Origin of the sequence: Gemmobacter nectariphilus DSM 15620 (assembly GCF_000429765.1) — a bacterium.
GTDB lineage: Bacteria > Pseudomonadota > Alphaproteobacteria > Rhodobacterales > Rhodobacteraceae > Wagnerdoeblera > Wagnerdoeblera nectariphila.
This window is the reverse complement of record NZ_KE386949.1, coordinates 655,640-670,069: the sequence shown is the minus strand read 5'-3', so window position 1 is coordinate 670,069 and position 14,430 is coordinate 655,640. Positions and strand designations below refer to the sequence as shown.

General features: G+C 66.8%; 18 protein-coding genes. 7 read left to right on the top strand and 11 right to left on the bottom strand.

The features are described 5' to 3' along the window. Positions 1-30 precede the first annotated feature (30 nt). The 3 genes from G481_RS0122070 (at position 31) to G481_RS0122060 (ending at position 3,403) form a co-directional block, all read left to right on the top strand. Positions 31-1,110 carry an ABC transporter substrate-binding protein gene (locus tag G481_RS0122070; RefSeq protein ID WP_028031945.1) on the top strand — a complete coding sequence of 360 codons (1,080 nt, stop codon included), beginning with the start codon at positions 31-33 and terminating at the stop codon, positions 1,108-1,110. A gap of 46 nt (positions 1,111-1,156) precedes the next feature. Continuing rightward, entirely contained in the window at positions 1,157-2,404 is a 1,248-nt protein-coding gene (locus tag G481_RS0122065) for an ABC transporter permease (protein ID WP_028031944.1), read from the top strand. A gap of 87 nt (positions 2,405-2,491) precedes the next feature. Continuing rightward, complete coding sequence (locus G481_RS0122060) at positions 2,492-3,403, top strand: ABC transporter permease (protein ID WP_028031943.1); 912 nt, start codon at positions 2,492-2,494, stop codon at positions 3,401-3,403. A gap of 148 nt (positions 3,404-3,551) precedes the next feature. Here the strand turns inward: G481_RS0122060 and G481_RS0122055 are convergent, their stop codons facing one another. Further along, positions 3,552-4,262 carry a response regulator gene (locus G481_RS0122055; RefSeq protein WP_028031942.1) on the bottom strand — a complete coding sequence of 237 codons (711 nt, stop codon included), beginning with the start codon at positions 4,260-4,262 and terminating at the stop codon, positions 3,552-3,554. After that, positions 4,259-4,771 (bottom strand): MarR family winged helix-turn-helix transcriptional regulator, encoded by a 513-nt coding sequence (locus G481_RS0122050; RefSeq protein ID WP_028031941.1) that lies wholly within the window; start codon positions 4,769-4,771, stop codon positions 4,259-4,261. The genes G481_RS0122055 and G481_RS0122050 overlap by 4 nt, the downstream gene beginning before the upstream one ends. A 154-nt stretch (positions 4,772-4,925) precedes the next feature. Between G481_RS0122050 and G481_RS0122045 the strand changes: the two genes are divergently transcribed. Continuing rightward, entirely contained in the window at positions 4,926-5,795 is an 870-nt protein-coding gene (locus tag G481_RS0122045) for a branched-chain amino acid aminotransferase (protein WP_028031940.1), read from the top strand. Between the two features lie 31 nt (positions 5,796-5,826). On the opposite strand, the gene G481_RS0122040 is transcribed toward G481_RS0122045, so the two are convergent. After that, on the bottom strand, positions 5,827-6,522 hold the full coding sequence (locus G481_RS0122040; RefSeq protein ID WP_028031939.1) for an SDR family NAD(P)-dependent oxidoreductase: 696 nt from the start codon (positions 6,520-6,522) through the stop codon (positions 5,827-5,829). Positions 6,523-6,776: 254 nt separating this feature from the next. Between G481_RS0122040 and G481_RS0122035 the strand changes: the two genes are divergently transcribed. After that, positions 6,777-7,034: a YjhX family toxin gene (locus tag G481_RS0122035; RefSeq protein WP_028031938.1), complete on the top strand. Its 258-nt coding sequence runs from the start codon at positions 6,777-6,779 to the stop codon at positions 7,032-7,034. 11 nt (positions 7,035-7,045) lie between these two features. After that, positions 7,046-7,537: a GNAT family N-acetyltransferase gene (locus tag G481_RS0122030; protein ID WP_028031937.1), complete on the top strand. Its 492-nt coding sequence runs from the start codon at positions 7,046-7,048 to the stop codon at positions 7,535-7,537. A 15-nt stretch (positions 7,538-7,552) separates the two neighbouring features. Here the strand turns inward: G481_RS0122030 and G481_RS0122025 are convergent, their stop codons facing one another. From G481_RS0122025 to G481_RS0122015, 3 genes are all read right to left on the bottom strand, one after another. Next, entirely contained in the window at positions 7,553-7,735 is a 183-nt protein-coding gene (locus G481_RS0122025) for a hypothetical protein (protein ID WP_154664715.1), read from the bottom strand. A gap of 57 nt (positions 7,736-7,792) precedes the next feature. After that, positions 7,793-7,975, bottom strand: a complete 183-nt coding sequence (locus G481_RS0122020; RefSeq protein ID WP_028031935.1) for a hypothetical protein — start codon at positions 7,973-7,975, stop codon at positions 7,793-7,795. 85 nt (positions 7,976-8,060) lie between these two features. Further along, positions 8,061-8,489, bottom strand: a complete 429-nt coding sequence (locus tag G481_RS0122015) for an organic hydroperoxide resistance protein (protein ID WP_028031934.1) — start codon at positions 8,487-8,489, stop codon at positions 8,061-8,063. Between the two features lie 102 nt (positions 8,490-8,591). On the opposite strand from G481_RS0122015, the gene G481_RS0122010 reads away from it, so the two are divergent. Continuing rightward, positions 8,592-9,023, top strand: coding sequence for a MarR family winged helix-turn-helix transcriptional regulator (locus tag G481_RS0122010; protein WP_028031933.1), 432 nt, complete (start codon positions 8,592-8,594; stop codon positions 9,021-9,023). On the opposite strand, the gene queG is transcribed toward G481_RS0122010, so the two are convergent. The 5 genes from queG to G481_RS0121985 all read right to left on the bottom strand — a co-directional run bounded on the left by queG (position 8,964) and on the right by G481_RS0121985 (position 14,404). Next, positions 8,964-10,046 carry a tRNA epoxyqueuosine(34) reductase QueG gene (queG, locus tag G481_RS0122005; protein ID WP_028031932.1) on the bottom strand — a complete coding sequence of 361 codons (1,083 nt, stop codon included), beginning with the start codon at positions 10,044-10,046 and terminating at the stop codon, positions 8,964-8,966. The two genes, G481_RS0122010 and queG, sit on opposite strands and share 60 nt — an antisense overlap. A 79-nt stretch (positions 10,047-10,125) precedes the next feature. Next, entirely contained in the window at positions 10,126-10,791 is a 666-nt protein-coding gene (gene fzlA, locus G481_RS0122000) for an FtsZ-binding protein FzlA (RefSeq protein ID WP_028031931.1), read from the bottom strand. Between the two features lie 55 nt (positions 10,792-10,846). After that, on the bottom strand, positions 10,847-11,599 hold the full coding sequence (mtgA, locus tag G481_RS0121995; protein ID WP_028031930.1) for a monofunctional biosynthetic peptidoglycan transglycosylase: 753 nt from the start codon (positions 11,597-11,599) through the stop codon (positions 10,847-10,849). 43 nt (positions 11,600-11,642) lie between these two features. Continuing rightward, positions 11,643-12,659: an SDR family oxidoreductase gene (locus G481_RS0121990; protein ID WP_028031929.1), complete on the bottom strand. Its 1,017-nt coding sequence runs from the start codon at positions 12,657-12,659 to the stop codon at positions 11,643-11,645. 77 nt (positions 12,660-12,736) lie between these two features. Continuing rightward, a complete protein-coding gene (locus G481_RS0121985; protein ID WP_028031928.1) occupies positions 12,737-14,404 on the bottom strand; it encodes an acyl-CoA dehydrogenase family protein in 1,668 nt (555 codons plus the stop codon). Between the last annotated feature and the right edge of the window lie 26 nt (positions 14,405-14,430).

The following is a 14,430-nucleotide window of genomic DNA, read 5'->3' as shown; positions in this document are numbered from 1 at the left end:
CCAAAGCATACCAACAAGGGAGACTGACCGATGAAGAAACTTCTGGTCCTGACCACGGCGATGGCGGGCCTTGCCCTGCCCGGCCTTGCGCAGGAAGTCACCGTGATGGGCTGGGGCGGCGCCTATACCGCCAGTCAGATCGAGGCCTACCACAAGCCCTTTACCGCCAAGACCGGCATCAAGGTGACCTCGGTCGATGCCGACAACCCCGCCACCCCGATCAAGGCCCAGGTCGAGGCCAAGAACGTCTCGATCGACGTGGCCTCGGTGGAAATCGCCGATGCGGTGCGCCTGTGCGACGAAGGCCTGGTCGAGGTGATCGACGCCGCCACCCTGCCCCCGGCCCCCGATGGCACCCCGGCGGTCAGCGACTTCATCGAAGGCACGTTGTCGGAATGCATGATCCCGACCGATGTGTTCTCGACCGTGGTCGCCTATGACACCAGCAAGTTCCCCAGCGGCGGGCCAAAGACCATCGCGGACTTCTTCGACACCGCCAAGTTCCCCGGCAAGCGCGGCGTCAAGAAAGGCGCCAAGGTCGTCCTGGAAATGGCGCTGATGGCCGATGGCGTTCCCGCGGCTCAGGTCTATGACACGCTGGCCACCCCCGCCGGCGTCGACCGCGCCTTTGCCAAGCTCGACACGATCAAGAAGGACGCGGTGTTCTGGGAAGCCGGCTCGCAGCCGCCGCAACTGCTGGCAGATGGCGAGGTCAGCATGACCATCGCCTGGAACGGGCGCATCTTCAACGCCGCCATGGCCGACAGCAAGCCCTTCGAGATCATGTGGGATGGTCAGGTCTTTGAATGGGAAGGCTGGGTGATCCCGAAAGGCGCCCCGAACATGGAAGCCGCGCTGGAGTTCGTGAAATTCTCCACCTCGACCGAGCCGCTGGCCGCTGCCGCCAACTGGATCAGCTATGGCCCGCCGCGCAAGTCCTCGGCCCCGCTGGTCGGCACGTTCAAGAACGAAGGCAAGGTGCCGATGTCGCCCCACCTGCCGACCTCGCCCGAGAACCTGACCAATGCGCTGGCCTCCTCGCTGGAGTTCTGGGCCGACCATGACACCGAACTGAACGAGCGGTTCAACGCCTGGCTGGCGGCGAACTGACACCTTGCGGGGCGGCCCCGGCCGCCCCCCCCTTGCAGGATCTGGCATGAGCGTGACCGACAGCCTGACCACCGCCGACGGCCTGCCGCTGAGACGCGCCTTGCTGCGTGCAGATCGCCGCGCGCGCTGGCGTGCCTTTGCGCTGGTGGCGCCCTTGCTGATCTTCGTGGTGGTGACCTTTCTGGTGCCGATCGGGCAGATGCTGCACCGCTCGGTCCACAACCCGGCATTTCCCGACAACATGCCGCGCCTGACCGCATGGTTCGGCGCGACACCGACCGGCACGCAACCGGACGAGACCGCCTTTGCCGCCCTGGCCGCCGACCTGCGCGACGCCGCCGCCGCCCGCACCGTCGCCATCGTCGGCACGCGGGTGAACTATGACCTGCCCGGCACCCGCTCGCTGTTCACCTCGACCGGGCGCAAGGCGGCAGGCCTGCAACCACCCTACCGCGACTCCTTGCTCAAGGCCGATGCGAAATGGGGCGATCCCGAGCTGTGGGCGGTGATGCGTGCCGCCTCCTCGGCCTATACGCCGGGGTTCTACCTGGCCGCCCTTGACCTGACGCGCGAGGCCGATGGCAGCATCACCGCTGTCCCGCCCGAACGGCAAGTCTATGTACCGCTGTTCCTGCGCACGTTTGTCCTGTCGGCAGCGATCACCGGCCTGTGCCTGATCCTGGCCTTTCCCATCGCGCATCTGCTGGCCACGCTGCCGCTGCGCTGGTCGAACCTCCTGATGATCCTCGTGCTGCTGCCGTTCTGGACCTCGCTTCTGGTGCGCACGACGGCCTGGATCGTGCTGTTGCAACAGCAGGGGGTGATCAACAGCACGCTGGTCGCCCTTGGCATCCTGACCGACGATGGCCGGCTGACGATGATCTACAACCAGACCGGCACGGTCGTTGCCATGACCCATGTCTTGCTGCCCTTCATGGTGCTGCCGCTCTATTCGGTGATGCGCACGATCAACCCGGCCTATGTGCGCGCCGCCCGCAGCCTTGGCGCCACGTCCTGGACAGCCTTTCGCCGCATCTACCTGCCGCAAACGCTGCCCGGCATCGGGGCCGGGGCGCTCTTGGTGTTCATCCTGGCGGTTGGCTACTACATCACCCCGGCCCTGGTCGGCGGCGCCAGCGGGCAGCTGATCTCGAACCTCATCGCCTTCCACATGCAGGATTCGCTGAACTGGTCGCTGGCCGCCGCGCTGTCGGCGCTGCTGCTGGGCGCGGTGGTGGTCCTCTACTGGCTCTACGACCGCCTGATCGGCATCGACAACATGAAGCTGGGCTGACCCCCGCCCTTTCATCTGTCCACAAATATCCCACGGGGGTCCGGGGGTGTGAAACCCCCGGCTCTACCTCAGACACAGGAACCACGGATGCCCATTCCCAGCTACGCCACCCCCCTGGAACGGCTCTGGCAGTACGCCTATCGGGTGATCTGCGCGCTGGTCTTCCTGTTCCTGATCGCGCCGATCCTGATCGTCATTCCGCTGTCCTTCAACGTCGAGCCCTATTTCACCTTCACCGAAAGGATGCTCGCCCTCGACCCCGAGGGTTACAGCCTGCGCTGGTATGACACGCTGCTGACCTTCGGGATGCAGTCCCCCGATGCCGCGCGCGATGCCAGCTGGTGGGCCGATGCCTGGGCCAATGCGCATTGGATCAAGGCGACGAAAAACTCGATCATCATCGGGGTATTCTCGACCCTGTTGGCCACGGCTCTGGGCACATTGGCGGCGCTTGGGCTCTCTCGGCCCGAGATGCCGTTTCGCAGCGCCATCATGGCGGTGCTGATCTCGCCAATGATCGTGCCGCTGATCATCACGGCCACGGGGCTGTTCTTCTTCTATTCGATGACCGGGCTGGCGGGCAGCTATATCGGCATCATCCTGGCCCATGCGACGCTGGGCATTCCCTTTGTCATCATCACCGTCACCGCAACGCTGGTGGGCTTTGACCATTCGCTGACGCGCGCCGCGGCCAGCCTTGGCGCCTCGCCCTCGACCAGCTTCTTTCGCATCACCATGCCGCTGATCCTGCCTGGGATCGTGTCGGGGGCGCTGTTCGCCTTTGTCACCTCGTTCGACGAGGTGGTGGTGGTGCTGTTTGTCGCGGCCCATGACCAGCAGACGATTCCGCGCCAGATGTGGAACGGCATTCGCGAACAGATCAGCCCCGCCATCCTGTCGGTCGCGACCATTCTTGTGATCGTCTCCATCGCGCTTCTGACCACGGTCGAGCTGCTCCGGCGCCGGTCCGAGCGGCTGCGCGGCGTCACGCCGCGCTGAGCTTGCGCCTGTGGCAAGTGTCTGCTGCCGGGGGCAAGCCGCATTGAGCATGCGCCGGTGGCAAGCGTCGGCAGCGGGGGCCAGCCCCCGCACCCCCGGGGTATTTTTCGAAAGATGAAAGGGGGCGCTGGCTCGCGAATCGCGGGCCTTAGTCCGGCGCCAGCCGATAGCCCTCGCCGCGGATGGTTTGCAGGTAGCGCGGCTGTTTGGGATCGGGTTCGATCTTGCGACGCAGGCGGGTGATCTGGACATCGACCGCGCGTTCGCTGGCCTGCGCCTCGTCACCGCCCAGTTCGGCCACCAGCTTCTCGCGCCCGACAACCTCGCCCGCGCGGGCGGCGAAGATGCGCATCAGGGCGATTTCCGTGGTGGTCAGGCGGATCGGCTGATCGCCCTGCCACAGTTCGGCCCGGTCGACATCATAGCGCAGCGGACCCAGCGTCAGGTTGCGCGCCGCGGCCGGCGCCGGTTTCAGCGGTTGCGGCACCCGGCGCAGGATCGCGTTGATCCGCAGCAGCAATTCGCGCGGCTCGAAGGGTTTGACCAGATAGTCGTCCGCCCCTGCCTCCAGCCCGTCGATGCGGCTTTCCGCCTCGCCCCGCGCGGTCAAGAGCAGCACGGGCACCACCTGCCCCTGATCGCGCAGGGCCCGCGTCAGGCTGATGCCATCTTCGCCCGGCATCATCACGTCAACGACCAGCAGGTCGAAATCCAGCCCCGACATCAGCCGCCGCGCCCGCGCCGCATCGGGCGCGGTCGAGACCAGATAGCCGCTCCGCATCAGGAACTTCTGCAAGAGGCCACGGATGCGGTCGTCATCATCGACCACAAGCAGATGCAGGGGTGCGCTGTCGGTCATCCATTCCCTCCGCCTTCGCGCAGCGAAAGATACTGACTGCGCTGCTCGGGGTCCATCATCGCCTCAAGCACCTGGCGAAAGCCGGCAACGGCGGCGGGCCCGGCCGCACGGTAAGCCGCGCGCATCCGCGCCCGCTGCGCATCGGACAGGGCGCGTTCCAGATCCTCGCCCTTGGGCGTCAGGAACAGATGCCGCTCGCGCTTGTCGACCCGGCCGATGCGGCTTTCGACCAGCCCGTCCTCGATCAGGGTGCGCAGGACACGGTTGAGGCTTTGCTTGGTCACCCCAAGGATCGCCAGCAGGTTGTTCACCGTCGTCCCCGGCGCCCGGTTGATGAAGTGGATCGCCCTGTGATGCGCCCGGCCATAGCCCTTGGCCTCGAGAATCCGGTCAGGATCGGCCGTGAAGCCGCGATAGGCGAAGAACACCGCCTCGATCCCCTGACGCAGCTGTTCATCCGTCAGGAACAGCAACGTCTCGCCGCCGCCGGGCGCCGCACCCTTGTCCATCGATCCGCCTTTCGCCTCTTTTTGGCGTTTTATGTCAGCCTTGTTGACTTTCCAAGTCCGAATCGGTAATCCGGTCTCGATTTGGCGCAATATCCTGTCGGATGAAGGTGGAAACTGCGCAACTTTTGGAAATACCCAGGCGCAGGAGGAACCAATGGCCGGGGCTTATGACGACCGTGACGGCAAGATCTGGATGGACGGGCAACTGGTGGACTGGCGCGATGCCAAGGTCCACATCCTGACCCATGCCCTGCACTATGCCTCGTCTGTGTTCGAGGGCGAGCGCTGCTACAGCGGCAAGATCTTCAAGGGGCGTGAACATTCGCAGCGGCTGATCGACTCGGCCAAGATGCTGGATATGGACCTGCCTTATACGGTCGACCAGATCGAAGAGGCGAAATACGCCACCCTGCACGCCAATGGCTTTGAAGATGCCTATGTGCGTGTGCTGGCCTGGCGCGGGTCGGGCCCGGACATGGGCGTTGCCGCGAACCAGAACCCGGTGCGTATGGCTGTGACCTGCTGGGAATGGGGCGCCTATTACGGTGACGCCAAATGGCAAGGTGCGAAGCTGGACATCGCCAAGTGGAAACGTCCCTCGCCCGAGACGATCCCGACGGCGGCCAAGGCCAGCGGCCTTTACATGATCTGCACCATGTCGAAACATGCGGCCATGGCCAAGGGCTGTTCGGACGCGCTGTTCTACGACTATCGCGGCTATGTGGCCGAGGCGACCGGGGCGAACATCTTCTTCGTCCGCGATGGCGAAGTGCACACGCCGCTGCCGGATTGCATCCTGAACGGGATCACCCGCCAGACCGTCATCGCCATGATGAAGGACATGGGGATCAAGGTGCACGAGCGCCACATCCTGCCCGAGGAGCTGCCGACCTTCCAGCAGTGCTGGCTGACCGGCACCGCAGCCGAAGTGACGCCCGTGGGCCAGATCGGCGAGCATCACTTCCAGGTGGGCCAGCTGACGCGCGACGTCGCCAACGCCTACGAGGCGCTGGTGCGCGCCTGACTTCGGGGGCCGCCCTTTCGGGGCGGCCCTCCTAAAGCCGGTAGCCGCCCGAGACGGTCAGCACCTCGCCGGTGATGAAGGCGGCCTCATCGCTGGCCAGAAAACGCACGGCGCGGGCGATGTCTTCGGGCGTGCCGATGCGGCCAAGCGCGGTTTCCTTGACAAACAATTCGGTCAGATCGGGCGGCCGCGTCGCCTCCGGCGTGTTGATCGCGCCCGGCGCCACCGCATTGACGCGGATGCCGCGCGGGCCCAGTTCCTTGGCGGCGCCGCGGGTCCACAGATCCAGCCCCGCCTTGCTGGCACCATAGATCGCCGCACCCATGGGCGGCAGCACCGCATTGACTGACGAGATATTGACCACCGCCGCGCCCGGCCGCAGATGCGGCAGCGCTGCCGCCAGCAGCGCGCCCGGCGCCAGCAGGTTCACGGCCAGCAGCTGCTGCATCGCCGCGCCATCGGCACCGTCGATCGGCGAATGGTCCATGATGCCCGCATTGTTGACGATCACATCCAGCTGGCCAAAGCGCGCGATCACCCTGGCGATCACCTGCTCTGCCGCCGGCAGATCGGCCAGATCGGCGCGGATGGCCAGAACGTCGTCTGGCAGTCCCTCGGGCTCGGTCGTGTTCCAGGTGGTGGCAACCCGATGATCGCGCCGCAAATCCAGCGCGATGGCGCGCCCGATCCCGCGCGCAGCCCCGCTTGCCAGCGCAACCTTGTCCATCCTGCCCCCCCGTGTTCCCAGGGTCAACCTAGGGCGCAAAGCGCGCCGGCCACAAGCCGGGCCGGTTGACAGGCCGCCCCCCTGCGCCCATCTTGCCCCCATTCCACAAGCCAGGGGCGAGGAATTGTCGATGTCGGAGCTTGTCCGCAGTCACTGACTGCCCATCACGGGCAGATCGCCGCAAGGCGCATCCCCGGCCGGCGCCGGGCCTGATGCCCATGCGTTCAGTGTTCTGACAATCCCGGCAAACTTCCATGAACATCTCTCGCATCGAACAGCGCGTGTTGCACGCGCTGGCGCAGGGCGGATGCATCCGCCATACCCGCGGCCCCAACGGCCGTGTCACCGAAACCCTGTGCGTCACCCGCGACGGGCTGATCCTGAGCGACTGCACACCCGCGATCTTTGCGGGCCTCAGGCGCAAGCGGCTGATCGAGTCGCGCAACGCTCAACCTTACCGTATCTCGGATCTGGGGCGCCGCTCGGTGCGGGCCCAGGCCGACAATCGCTGAAAGGACCAGATATGGACATTCGCAACGAACGGCCGACCGACGGCGCCGCGATCCGCGCCCTGACCACCGCCGCCTTTGCCACCGCCCCGCACAGCAGCGGGACCGAGGCCGCCATCGTCGATGCCCTGCGCACGGGCGGCGCGCTGCACCTGTCGCTGGTGGCCGACGAAGGGGGCGCGATCCTTGGCCATGTCGCCTTTTCCCCGGTCAGCCTCACCCCACAGGCACAGGGCTGGTTCGGCCTTGGCCCGATCTCGGTCGCGCCAGGGCACCAACGCAGCGGGATCGGCAGCGCGCTGATCCGTCAGGGGCTTGCAGCCTTGCGCGCCCAGGGGGCGGCGGGTTGTGTGGTGCTGGGGGATCCGCGGTATTACGGCCGATTTGGCTTTGTCGTGGGCGGGCTGCGCTATCCTGGCCCGCCGGCGGCCTATTTCCAGGCGCTGGCCTTTGATGGTCCTGTGCCGGACGGCCTCGTCAGCTATGACCCGGCTTTCGGGGCCTAGGACAGGCGCGGGCCGTCAGGCCCGTGCCGCTTGCCGGGCAAGGCGCATGAACTGCACCAGCGCCCGCGCGCTCTGACGCTCGGGCGGAACCACGCGCAAGGGGGCCAGCGGGGCCACATCGGCCCGAGCATAGGCCCAGAACGCTTTCAGCCCGGCCGGGGCCGCCGGGCGCATTACCTTGATCTTGTCTCGCCGCATCATACACACTCCGTTCCGCCGCGATCCTGGCGGCGGAACGCGGCGGAATGATGACAGTTACGCCAGTCGGCCCCGCGCAATACGCAGGAATTGAACGATCCGGTTCGCGCCTGCACCATCGCGCGAGACATGAAAGGTCTCGCGCGGGGCGCGATCAAGTCGCAGGAACGCGGCCGTGCGGGCCTTGCCCGCAGGGGCGCGGCGGTCGGCGATATGGCGGCCTTCGGTTGGACGTTGCATGGGCTCCTCCTCGGAACGGGACGCCAAACTAGCGCATTTCCCTGCCCCACCCAAGCCCGCTTGTAGGGCCCGGGCGAGGATTTGCCTAGATGACGACGGTTTCCACGGCAATGTTGCCCTTGGTGGCATGGGAATAGGGGCAAATGACATGGCCGCGCTCGGCGATCTTCTCGGCCACCGCACGTTCGACACCGGGCATCGAGACCTCCAGCTTCACGGTCAGGCCAAAGCCGGCATCGCTGCGCGGGCCGATCCCGACGGTCGCGCGCACGCTGGCATCGGGCGGCACAGCGCCCAGCTTTTCCGCCCCTGCGACAAAGCGCATCGCCCCCAGATAGCACGAGGCATAGCCCAGCGCGAAAAGCTGTTCGGGGTTGTTGCCCTGCCCGTTGCCGCCCAGTTCCTTGGGCGGGGTCATCTTGATGGCCAGCCCGCCATCATCCAGCGCGCTGTTGCCATCGCGCCCGCCACCCGTCGCGGTGGCCGATGCGGTGTATTTAACGGAAACCGACATGATACCCTCCATAACGATTATATCGTGTGCGATACATCTAGCCACGCCCCTGCCGCAAGTCAACCGCTTGCGATTCACTCGCGCGCGATCTATCCATTCCGGATGAGCCTCACCTTGCCCGACATGCTGTGCTTCTCGCTGTATTCCGCCAATCACGCGATGCAGGCGGCCTACAAGCCATTGCTCGACCCTTTGGGGCTGACCTATCCGCAATATCTGGTGCTGACGGCGCTGTGGCAGCAGGACGGGCAGACGGTCGGCATGCTGGGGCGCGCGCTGCGGCTGGAATCGAACACGCTGACCCCCCTGCTCAAGCGGATGGAGGGTCAGGGCCTGATCACCCGCAGCCGCGACAAGGCCGATGAGCGTCAGGTCCTGATCGCCCTGACCCCCAAAGGCCAGGCGATGCAGTCCCGCGCCGCCCATGTGCCCGGCTGCCTCCTGGATCGTGCGGGCCTGACGGTGGATCAGGCCTCAGCCCTGCGCGATACCATCGCCGCCCTGCGCGAGCGGCTGGTCCCCGCCCGCCCCTAGCCGCGCCAGCGCCCAGCGCGCGGCATCGGCCACCGCCGGATCAGGGTCATCGACCAGCGCGGCCACCTTGCCACGCAACGCCACAAGGCCCGAGTTGCCCACCGCATACAGCACATTGCGCACCATCCGGTCGCGCCCGATCCGCTTGATCGGGCTGCCCGAAAACATCGCCCGGAACCCCGCATCGTCCAGCCCGACCAGATCGGCCAGCAGGGGCGCACCCACCCGATGGGCATAGCCGATCTCGCGCGCCTCGACGGCGAACTTGTTCCAGGGGCAGACGGCCAGACAATCGTCACAGCCATAGATCCGGTTGCCCAGCAGCGGGCGCAACTCCTCGTCCACCGGCCCCCTGTGTTCGATGGTCAGATAGGACACGCAGCGCCGCGCATCCAGCTGGAACGGCGCGGGAAAGGCCCGCGTCGGACAGGCGTCCAGACAGGCCGTGCAACTGCCGCAATTCGGACGGGCCGACGCGTCGGGGTCCAGCTCCAGCGTGGTGAAGATCGCCCCCAGAAAGAACCAGTTGCCCAGATCGCGCGACAAAAGGTTGGTATGCTTGCCCTGCCAGCCCAGCCCCGCCGCCGCCGCCAGCGGCTTTTCCATCACCGGGGCAGTATCGACGAACACCTTGATCTCGCCCCCCGCCTGATCCAGCAGCCAGCGCCCTAGCCGCTTGAGCCGCTTCTTGACCAGATCGTGGTAATCCTTGCCCTGCGCATAGGCCGCAATTGCCCCGCGCTCGGGCTGGTCCAGCACGGCCAGCGGCGCAGCGGCGGGCTGATAGGGCTCGGCCAGCATGATGACCGATTTCGCCTCGGCCCACAGGGCGGCCGGATTGCCGCGCCAGTGCATCCGCTCGGCCATCCAGCCCATCTGCCCATGGCGCCCCGCCGCGACGAACTCGGCCAGCCGCGCCGCGACCTCGGACACCGCATCGGGCCGGCACACGCCCATCGCGGCAAACCCTTCGGCCTCGGCCTGCGCCTGCAACCGGGCCTTCAGCTTTGCCTTTTCCGAAATACCCTCGGGGGTTTCCGAAGGGGGCCCGAGGGCCCCCTTGGGGCGGGGGTGCGGGGGCGGCAACCCCCGCTTCCCCCCCTCAGAAGTCGAGGTCGGCATAATGCGCGGGCGGCGGGCTGCCTGGCACCTGATCGGCCAGCAGCGATCGGAAACTGGGCCGCGACTTGATCTTGGCATACCAGTCCTTGACCACAGCCTGCCGGTCCCAGTCGACATCCGATCCATAGTCCAGACAGCTCAGATGCGCCGCCGCGGCAAAATCGGCCAGCGTCATCTGATCGCCCGCCAGCCAGCGGCGCTGTTCCAGCAGCCAGGCCATGTAATCCAGATGATACTTGAACCGCGCCACCCCCTCGCGGATCGCCTTGCCGTCGGGATAGCCCGCCTTGGTGACCTTCTTCATCAGCCGCTCGTAATGCAGCTTGGCGGTCACCTCGTGGTGGAACTTGTCGTCGAACCAAGCGCACAGGCGCCGCACCTCATAGCGCTTGAGCGCATCGCGCGGGATCAGCTGCGGCTCGGGGACCGTCTCGTCCAGATATTCGCAGATGGCCTGGCTCTCGCTCAGCACGCGGTCGCCCAGCCGCAGCACGGGCACCTTGCCGGCCGGATTGCGGCGCAGGAATTCGGCCCCCTGCTCCCAATAGCGCTCCTCGACCAGTTCGACCTCGATGCGCTTTTCGGCCAGCGTCAGGCGGACCTTGCGGCAGAACGGGGAAAGCGGAAAGTGGAACAGTCGGTTCATGACGCTCGGGTTTCGGGAAAGGGCCTGTCTTCCTTGCACCGGCAAGGCGCGGAATTCAACCCGCGCCGCCTTCGAAACAGGCGCTGCGCCCATCGGCGGCAATCGTTTGCGCACCGTCCATGATCGCGGCGGTGCGCCGGCGTTGCCAGTCGCTGGGCCGGGCGGCGCTGCGGCCCTTGGGGTCGGGCAGCACCATGGCCAGCCGCGCCGCCTGCACCGGCGTCAGCTTGTCCGGGCTGACCCCGAAATAGCGATCCGCCGCTGCCGCGACGCCAAAGACACCTTCATCGAATTCGGCGATGTTCATATAGACCTCAAGGATGCGCCGCTTGGACCACAGCGTTTCCACCACCGGGGTCAGCATCGCCTCCAGCGCCTTGCGCACCCAGCTGCGCCCCTGCCACAGGAACACGTTCTTCACCACCTGCTGGCTGATGGTCGAGGCCCCCCGGGTGCCGCCCTGATCCAGCGCCTGACGGATCGCGGCCATGTCAAAGCCCCAGTGCAGGCAATAGTTCGCATCCTCGGCCGCGACGATGGACCGGGCCATCACGGGCGCAATATCGTCCCAATCGGCCCAGTCCTGTGCTATATCGCCCAGCCGCGCCGCTTCAGAGCGCATGTAAAGGTTGCGCGGCGGGTTCACCACCGACAGCAGCAGCACCCAGGCCAGCACCAGCCCCACCGCCAGCCCCAGCCCGCGCAGCGCCCAGCGCACAGCGTGCCGCCGCACCCGCCTGACAAGCGATGGCGGCGGCTCGGCGGCCTTGCGGCTGCGGCGCTTCCTGGGGGTGGGCGTTTCGGTCATGGGCGTGATCCAGACCACAGGCCCGGCAGAGGCGTCAAGCCGGTCAGTCCCTGACCCGGCCATGGGCAATCAGCCATTCGGCGGAATCCAGCAGGGCATGGCGCGGCGGGATGAAGCCCATGCCCATATCCTGCACCGCGCGGGTGTTGGACACTGTCTCGACCCGCCCCAGCTTGGGCAGGATCGCGCGCAGCTGCGGATCGGCCAGCGCGATCACCCGCATCAGCAGGTTCGGCGCCTCGTGCCGCGCGATGCGGCGGTCGGGCCAGGCCCCGCGCAGCGCCCGCGCCATATCGATCATCCGCATCGAGCCGGCCGAGGCAATATAGCGCCGCCCGGCGGTTTCCGGCCGCTCCAGCGCGCGCAGGTGCATCTCGGCCACATCGCGCACATCGACCAGCGGCAGGCCCATCGCCGGCACCATCGGATCGCGCCCCGACAGCAGCCGCTGGACCAGCCCCAGCGAGGATCCGAAATGTCCGTCCAGCGGTGGCCCCAGAACCAGGGCCGGATTGATCGTGGTCAGGTCCAGCCCCAGTTCGGCGGCCATCTCCCAGGCCTTGCGCTCGGCCAGTGTCTTGGACCGGGCATAGGGCGTGGCGGTCGGCCCGTCGGGGTCGCACCAGTCGTCTTCGGTCTGCAGCCCGTGGCGGGCATCGTCCAGAATGGCCACGACCGAAGAGGTCAGCACCACCCGCCGCACCCCGGCCGCATGGGCCGCGCGCAGCACCCGCGCCGTTCCCTCAAGCGCCGGGCGGATCAGCGTGCCGGGGTCCTTGGGCTGCGCAATCGGAAAGGGCGAGGCCGTGTGGATCACCGCGCCCACCCCGTCTGCCGCCGCGGACCAGCCCTCATCCTGTTCCAGATCGGCGGTCACAAAGCTCAGCCGGTCCAGCGCCGCCGGATCGGACAGATGCGGCGCCAGCGCTGCGCGCACCTCATCTGCCCGCGCAGGCGTGCGCAAGGTTCCCCGCACGCTCAGGCCCCGGTCAAGGACGCGCAGGGCAATGTGCTTGGCGATGAAACCGGAAATCCCGGTCAACAGAATCGGATCGTGCATCGGATGCCCCGCAACAGTCGGCCCGGCCATGTTTCCATGGCCGGGCCCTGTGCGACAACCACCGCGTGTCGGCCGCGTCAGTCCAGCAGACGCCGCGCGATGACCTGCGCCTGAATTTCGCCCGCGCCTTCAAAGATGTTCAGAATCCGGGCATCGCACAGAATGCGGCTGATCTGATATTCCAGCGCAAAGCCGTTGCCGCCGTGGATTTGCAGCGCATTGTCGGCCGCAGCCCAGGCCACGCGCGCGCCCAGCAGCTTGGCCATGCCGGCTTCCAGATCGCAGCGCTTGTCATGGTCCTTTTGCCAGGCGCTGAAATAGGTCAGCTGGCGGGCGATCATGATTTCCACCGCCATCATGGCCAGCTTGTCGGCCACGCGCGGGAAATTGATCAGCGACTTGCCGAACTGGATGCGGTCCTCGGCATATTTCATGCCGACTTCCAGCGCGTTCTGCGCGACGCCGACCGCGCGGGCGGCGGTCTGGATGCGGGCCGATTCAAAGGTCTGCATCAGCTGCTTGAAGCCCTGCCCTTCGACCCCGCCCAGAAGGTTCTCGCCCTTGACGGTGAAGCCGTCGAAGTTGACGGTGTATTCCTTCATGCCGCGATAGCCCAGAACCTCGATCTCGCCGCCCGAGAGGCCCGGATCGACGAACGGGGTTTCATCCGTGCCCGGCGTCTTTTCCGCCAGGAACATCGACAGACCGCGATAATCATTGGTGTCGGGGATCGAGCGCGCCAGAACCGTCATCACATGGGTGCGCGCCGCATGGGTGATCCAGGTCTTGTTGCCGGTGATCTCCCAGTCATCGCCGACCTTCTTGGCCCGCGTGCGCAGCGATCCAAGGTCGGACCCGGTGTTCGGTTCCGTGAACACGGCCGTCGACAGGATCTGGCCCGAGGCCAGACCCGGCAGCCATTTCGTCTTCTGCTCGTCGGTGCCGCCGCACAGGATCAGCTCGGCCGCAATCTCGGACCGGGTGCCCAGCGAGCCGACGCCGATATAGCCGCGCGACAGTTCCTCGGTCACCACCACCATCGACGCCTTGGACATGCCAAGGCCGCCCAGGTTTTCCGGGATGGTCAGGCCAAAGACGCCCATTTCGGCCAGCTCGTCGATGACCTCCATCGGGATCAGCTCGTCCTTGAGGTGCCATTCGTGGGCACGAGGGGCGATCTTGTCATCGGCATAGCGGCGGAACTGGTCGCGGATCATTTCCAGCTCTTCGTCCAGCCCGGTGGCGCCAAAGGTGGCGCGGCCATGGTTCTCGCGCATCAGCGCGACCAGACGGCCCCGCGCCGCAACCGTGTTGCCCGCCATCAAGGCGGTGACGGCCGGGCTGGCCAGCCCGGCCAGATCGGCCGCCGTCAGGCCCAGATCGGCGGGGCGCACGAATTCGCCCTGGTTCATCGGGATGCCGCCCGCGATCTGGCACAGATATTCCGCGGCGCCGATCTGCAAGATCAGCCCTTCCATCTCGCCAAAGGCGCCTGCCTCGGTCAGGCGGCCAGCCCAAGCGCCCATCTGGCGCAGCGATTCCACATAGGTCGCCAGCCAGGCCAGCCCATGCACCGCGCGCTGCTCGGCCTCCAGCGCCTTGGCGCTGACCTTGCCGTTCACGCTGACCATGCCGCGCAACCGCTCTGTCGCGGTGGCCAGCAGCGCCTCGACCGGCGGCAGCGCCTCGGTCACAAGGCCGGTCAGGCCGGTCAGCAGGGTAGAGGCTTGGCCATCGTGGGGCATGGGAATACTCCTTGATCCGTGTGACT

Excerpts from the sequence above, each read along its gene's own strand:
- G481_RS0122040 (WP_028031939.1), bottom strand. The coding sequence starts at position 6,522 with ATGGACAAGGTTGCGCTGGCAAGCGGGGCTGCGCGCGGGATCGGGCGC.
- G481_RS0122050 (WP_028031941.1), bottom strand. The coding sequence starts at position 4,771 with ATGGACAAGGGTGCGGCGCCCGGCGGCGGCGAGACGTTGCTGTTCCTG.
- G481_RS0122035 (WP_028031938.1), top strand. The coding sequence starts at position 6,777 with ATGAACATCTCTCGCATCGAACAGCGCGTGTTGCACGCGCTGGCGCAG.
- G481_RS0122010 (WP_028031933.1), top strand. The coding sequence starts at position 8,592 with ATGAGCCTCACCTTGCCCGACATGCTGTGCTTCTCGCTGTATTCCGCC.
- fzlA (WP_028031931.1), bottom strand. The coding sequence starts at position 10,791 with ATGAACCGACTGTTCCACTTTCCGCTTTCCCCGTTCTGCCGCAAGGTC.
- G481_RS0122060 (WP_028031943.1), top strand. The coding sequence starts at position 2,492 with ATGCCCATTCCCAGCTACGCCACCCCCCTGGAACGGCTCTGGCAGTAC.
- G481_RS0122065 (WP_028031944.1), top strand. The coding sequence starts at position 1,157 with ATGAGCGTGACCGACAGCCTGACCACCGCCGACGGCCTGCCGCTGAGA.
- G481_RS0122025 (WP_154664715.1), bottom strand. The coding sequence starts at position 7,735 with ATGCGGCGAGACAAGATCAAGGTAATGCGCCCGGCGGCCCCGGCCGGG.
- G481_RS0122030 (WP_028031937.1), top strand. The coding sequence starts at position 7,046 with ATGGACATTCGCAACGAACGGCCGACCGACGGCGCCGCGATCCGCGCC.
- G481_RS0121985 (WP_028031928.1), bottom strand. The coding sequence starts at position 14,404 with ATGCCCCACGATGGCCAAGCCTCTACCCTGCTGACCGGCCTGACCGGC.
- G481_RS0122055 (WP_028031942.1), bottom strand. The coding sequence starts at position 4,262 with ATGACCGACAGCGCACCCCTGCATCTGCTTGTGGTCGATGATGACGAC.
- mtgA (WP_028031930.1), bottom strand. The coding sequence starts at position 11,599 with ATGACCGAAACGCCCACCCCCAGGAAGCGCCGCAGCCGCAAGGCCGCC.
- G481_RS0122045 (WP_028031940.1), top strand. The coding sequence starts at position 4,926 with ATGGCCGGGGCTTATGACGACCGTGACGGCAAGATCTGGATGGACGGG.
- G481_RS0122015 (WP_028031934.1), bottom strand. The coding sequence starts at position 8,489 with ATGTCGGTTTCCGTTAAATACACCGCATCGGCCACCGCGACGGGTGGC.
- G481_RS0122070 (WP_028031945.1), top strand. The coding sequence starts at position 31 with ATGAAGAAACTTCTGGTCCTGACCACGGCGATGGCGGGCCTTGCCCTG.
- G481_RS0121990 (WP_028031929.1), bottom strand. The coding sequence starts at position 12,659 with ATGCACGATCCGATTCTGTTGACCGGGATTTCCGGTTTCATCGCCAAG.
- G481_RS0122020 (WP_028031935.1), bottom strand. The coding sequence starts at position 7,975 with ATGCAACGTCCAACCGAAGGCCGCCATATCGCCGACCGCCGCGCCCCT.